4 protein-coding genes and 1 pseudogene are annotated in these 5,186 nt (G+C 56.3%); 4 read left to right on the top strand and 1 reads right to left on the bottom strand.

What is annotated here, in order from left to right:
- The 4 genes and pseudogenes from RMS03_RS09800 to RMS03_RS09815 all read left to right on the top strand — a co-directional run.
- Window positions 1-131: pseudogene (locus RMS03_RS09800) on the top strand (IS30 family transposase); the annotation flags it as partial.
- A 59-nt stretch (window positions 132-190) separates the two neighbouring features.
- Entirely contained in the window at window positions 191-2,188 is a 1,998-nt protein-coding gene (locus RMS03_RS09805) for a S8 family serine peptidase (RefSeq protein WP_310626884.1), read from the top strand.
- A 92-nt stretch (window positions 2,189-2,280) separates the two neighbouring features.
- Window positions 2,281-2,955: a hypothetical protein gene (locus RMS03_RS09810; protein ID WP_310626885.1), complete on the top strand. Its 675-nt coding sequence runs from the start codon at window positions 2,281-2,283 to the stop codon at window positions 2,953-2,955.
- Window positions 2,956-3,007: 52 nt separating this feature from the next.
- Window positions 3,008-4,135, top strand: a complete 1,128-nt coding sequence (locus RMS03_RS09815) for a class I SAM-dependent methyltransferase (RefSeq protein ID WP_310626886.1) — start codon at window positions 3,008-3,010, stop codon at window positions 4,133-4,135.
- Here the strand turns inward: RMS03_RS09815 and RMS03_RS09820 are convergent.
- On the bottom strand, window positions 4,101-5,006 hold the full coding sequence (locus tag RMS03_RS09820; protein ID WP_310626887.1) for an alpha/beta hydrolase: 906 nt from the start codon (window positions 5,004-5,006) through the stop codon (window positions 4,101-4,103). The genes RMS03_RS09815 and RMS03_RS09820 overlap by 35 nt on opposite strands.
- Window positions 5,007-5,186 lie beyond the last annotated feature (180 nt).

The raw sequence follows: 5,186 nt of genomic DNA on the forward strand, positions 1-5,186 counted from the left end.
AAACCGTGACGGATGAGGAATTGACTATGATTGAAAACCGATTGAATCACCGCCCCAGAAAGCGACTAGGATTCAAGACACCTCACGAGGTATTCCATGCCTCGTTAAAGCGTGTTGCACTTCGTCCTTGAATCCGCCATATATTTATCTCAACTATATATACGTCGTCAATGATGACGCCTCAAGCACCATGTTGCACTTGAAACTACGCACTTTCACCCCAATTTTTTTGCTCTGCATTCTCGCTGGCTGCGGCGGCGGTGGAACAAGCGCTAACCTCAGCGACACACCCAACCCCATTGTGGCGGCGCAGGTCGCAAATATCACGCCAGCCAACACAGGAGAGACCGTCTCTGTCTTCGTCGCGTTGGACAGCAGCGACGCAGCCGCTGCGGGTGCCAGCACCACTCAATCGCCAGAAGAGCAACGTGCCGCACAACAAGCCTACTTCTTAAAAACCCTAGAAGAAAACGTGACGCCCTCGCTCACCGCAGCAGAGCGCAACAACGCCACTTGCTCTAGCAGCTCATTAGCCACACGCGTCAATGAGGCTCATACACCAAAATCAGGCAGTGCAGTACGTATTGATCTCAACGCCTGCGAACTGGGCTTGCTGTCCAAGATCAAAGGCGTGGCGGGCGTGTATGCTGATATTCCAATGTCGACACAGGACAGTCAGTGGAGTAGCAATGTGCGCAAAGAGAACATCGTTGCAACCATCAACAGAAGCTTCGACGGCGTCACCGCTCAACCCACCATCGGCACAGCCAAGACCGATGGCACAGGACAAGTGATTGCCATCATGGACACGGGCGTCGAAGAGCGTCACCCGGCCCTGGGCAGCAGCAAAGTTTTGCCGGGCGCATGCTTCTCCACGGGCAACAACGGCGGCAACAGCTTGTGTCCCAACGGGAAAAGCACAGACACAAGCTCCGCCACAGCAGGTCGCAGTTGCGCGGACACATGGAAGGGCGGCCGTGATGCAGGCGTCACAGCAGGTTGCAGCCACGGCACCGCCATGGCCGCTGCGGCCAGCATGAGCTATGGCAATCCTCGCCCCATTAGTAACGATATACAGGGCGCCGTCAAAGGCATTGCACCTGCAGCGAAAATCTTGCCTGTGAATGTCTTTAGTCAAAATGGCAACGGATTAACTTCGTCCATGGGTGACTTGTTGGCTGGCGTCGAATGGGTAACCAGCGAAGCACAGCGCCGACGCAACAACAAATTAGCCCCCATCGTGGCGATGAACGTGAGCTTGGGTAGCGGCAGTTACACCGCGGCATGTGACAACGATTACGTCGGCGGTTTGTTCAAAACAGCCTTCGCCAATTTGCGCGCCCAAGGTGTACTGCCCATTGTGGCCACGGGCAACGCGGGCCTCAAAAATGCCATCGCATTTCCAGCTTGTGTAAGCAACGCCGTCAGCGTCTCAGCGACCAAATTGCTCCACCAAACAGGTGGCTTGGCCAGCTACGCCAACATCAGCCGTCAAACCAAGATTCTTGCTATTGGGGGCGATCTTTTGGGAAGTTACGCTTTGCCTGCACTGTGCCCGTCTTCATGGCTCACCAACCCCTCCATCGGCTATGACTGCTGGGAAAAAGTCGCAGGCACATCTCCTGCCACGGCCTTGGTTTCGGGTGGTGTGGCAGCGCTGTACAGCGCCAAACCTACGGCGACAGTAGCGGAAATTGAAACTGCGTTGACTTCAAAAAAAGCCAGTGCAACCGCTGTGTTCGTAACAGTGGGTAGTCCAGCAGTCACACTCCCTGCCTTGCGCTTAACCGCCAGTGCCTATCGTTTGTTAAACGCTATAGAACCTATAACTCCAGGTGCACCTGCACCAGAACCTGCGGTTGAGCCGCCCCCCGTTCCGCTTGCAAAAATTTGCTTATATAGCGGCTTAAATTACACCAACGAAATTACATGTTTCGAAAAAGAGTACGGTCAAAACGGTAGCTATACCGCAATTCCGTTTGAAAGCAAAGTTGGCTCCATTCAAATCACGGACCCAAACAACAATAACGTGAGCTTGACCGGCAAAGCATCTGTCGAGATCATTGCTTACGCGATTGGTGCTGGTGGTCTGCTATCAGCGACCGTTACAGCTTCTACACCAGATGCAACGCGCCTCACAGGGCGAGACAATCCGATCATTCGTATCGTAAGCATCGATACAAGATAATTACATTGGCTACGCATCTACGCAGCATCACAGGCATCTGCCTGTGCATGCTGGCAACCAGCTCTTGGTGTCAAAGCACACCCGCAGAAACCATGCGTACACACATAGGCTTCAGTGCGGGCGTCAATCGATACCAAGAACCTGGCCTCATGCAGTTGTTAGGAGCAGAAATGGGTTTGCATCCACGCATCACAGGTTGGCACGCCATGCCGCAGGCCCAGTTAGAAGGCGATGTGTTCCTTGGCAAACAGCGCTACACCAGCACAGAAAGTGGCAGTATCAATGGGGTAACAAATATCGAAACCCGCTGGCGTGGTTTGCTTCCCCTCTTCGGCAGCACATCCCCCCAAGTCGGCTTCTCGTCAGGCGTGGCTGTTCACACCTTGTGGAATGACTTGCGCGGACGAAGCAGCACAGGAGCTGGTGGCTATGAGCGCAGCGCTGTGCAACTGTGGTTGCCGGTGCGATGGGCCAGTGGCGACGTGTGGGAGTTGGATGCGGGCTTGCTGATGTACGGAAGGCACAGCTCCAAGTTGTCGGAGGCGAGCAAAGGCTATGACGACATTGTCAACACCCAACACCGTGGTCAATATGCACAAGTCAGCATGAAAGTGCCGTCTTCAAATGGCGACGGCTCATTGAAACCCTTTGTCCGCTACACCCACTTGGCCGATTCCAACGAGGCTGTAATGGGTGGCAAATACTGGGTTGAACCCGAAAGCCAACGCTGGCAAATCGGTGCTGTGTGGGAATTCAACACGCCTTAAACATCGCGTCGCAGCGTCAAACGTCAACGGCATCGCCCTCTATGATGCCGCCATGCTCGCCCCTCTAGACAACTTACCCACATGGCGCGCCGAAAGCGGTGCTGCGGCGCCTCGCCGTTTGGTGGCCGCAGACGACAGCCTCTCTGCCGATACGGCCTACCGCCTCGCTTGCGAGGGCACGGGCTTGCTGTGGCAGGGTGACTTTCACAACGCGCGCCAGCTGCTGCAAGCCTTGGCACGACGCACCGAGCGCAAGCCAAAGAAAAACAAGAAACCTGAAGCAGGCGTCACACCCGTGCAAGCCTTCCATGCACACCGCCTCGCTTTGGGCCAACGTGCGCGCATTTTGGCCATGGTCATCGTGCCCTTAGAGGGTGACTACACCATCCCCCTGCGCCGCGCACCCGACCTGACCCAAGCCTGCACCGAAGCGTGGGGCTCTGCCAACGGCCAAGCCTGCATGGTGTCACTGCGCGAACTCTTGGGTGTGGTGGGCGCGCACGAGTGGCGCAAAAATGGCGTGGAAATAGTCGCCTTGGGTGACGCACCCAACAACCGCATCCACCCGCACTACGGTGTGTTCTCGCCCGTGCGTGGCGAGTATGTCGATCTGGTGGCCAACACCCCCATCGCCAACAAAACCTTGGCCTTTGACATTGGCGTAGGCACGGGCGTGTTGTCTGCCGTGCTGGCCAAACGCGGTGTGCAACGCATCGTCGCCACCGACCAAGACCCACGCGCCATCGACTGCGCACGTGAGAACCTGAAACGCTTGCAACGCATCGATAAAGTGGAATTGGTGCAAACCAATTTATTCCCTGAAGGCCTTGCACCGCTGATCGTGTGCAACCCACCGTGGGTGCCGGCACGCCCTAGCTCACCCATCGAGCACGCGGTGTACGACGAGGGCAGCCGAATGCTGCGCGGTTTTTTAAGCGGCTTGTGCGCGCACCTCGCGCCCAATGGCGAAGGCTGGCTCATCTTGTCGGACTTGGCAGAGCACTTGGGCCTGCGTACGCGTGAAGAACTGCTCTGCTGGATCAGCGAAGCGGGCTTGCAACTGCTGGGCCGCCACGACATCCAACCACGTCACAGCAAAGCCACCGACGAGGCCGCCGCCCTGCACGCCGCCCGCGCCAAGGAAGTTACTTCGCTTTGGCGCCTCGGTAGCGCTGCTTGAGCCAAGGCCAAAAGCCACGCTCTTTTTCTTCGCGGCGCTCTTTGGCCGCGGCCGACTCAACGGCCACCGGCGCTTGACTGAGCGCCTGCAACACAAACGCACACACCTGCGGCGTGAAGGGCACAGGGTGGTGTGCGCCTTGGACTTCCAGCACTTGGCACTGCGGCAACTCGCTCTGCATCACGCGCACTTGCTCGGGCGGACACACGCCTGAATCACTGCCATATATCAAGCGCACCGCGCCTTTGAAACGGCTAACCAAATGGGCAAACTTCATGCCCTTCCAATTTTTGCGATACGGCAAATCAAAGTGCGAGGGTGACTGCGCCGCCATCACCGCGCCCAAGCTCACATTGAACTGCGTGGCCATCACCTGTGGTTCGGGCAAGCGCCCCTCCACCTTCATGCCGTCGTACAAACCGTAAATCGACATCCAAGGCAAGTTCAAGCCAATGTCGTTGAAATACAAACCATCAATACGGATACCCGCTTCATTAACCAAATACATGGCCAAGATGCCACCCATGCTGGTGCCCATCACGTCCAAGCGCGTCACAGGTACGTCTGCACACATGACCACTTGCCGAATGAAGGCTACCGTATCGGCCAAATACACCTGCATGGTATAGCCCTCGTCCTGGGCCAACCAACTGGAATCACCACGCCCGCACAGATCAAGGCTGATGATGCGCAACCCACGCACCCCCTCGGCCATTTGCAACAGCGGGTCAAACGTGGCGCGTGTTTCTAAAAGGCCAGGCAAACACAGCAACACATGTGGGTTGTTGGCATCACCTGCCGCGCTGTAAGCCAAATAGCGGTCTGTTGCGGGCAACGGAAAATGGAGAGCGGGAAATTTGGAGACAGTCATAACAAGGGTCATCCTAATTCATTGCTTTGCGCAGAAAAAAGCAGGCGGATTCAAGGACGAAGTGCAACAAAGATGAACTGGTTATAGGTGGCTGAGGATGCGAGAGCATCATGGCCGCTTTAACCGCCAAGTCGAAGTTGCCCAATGTACAAGCACCTCAGCCGAGAAGAACGATACCAA

Source organism: Limnohabitans sp. (genome assembly GCF_031538885.1).
Taxonomy (GTDB): Bacteria; Pseudomonadota; Gammaproteobacteria; order Burkholderiales; family Burkholderiaceae_C; genus Limnohabitans.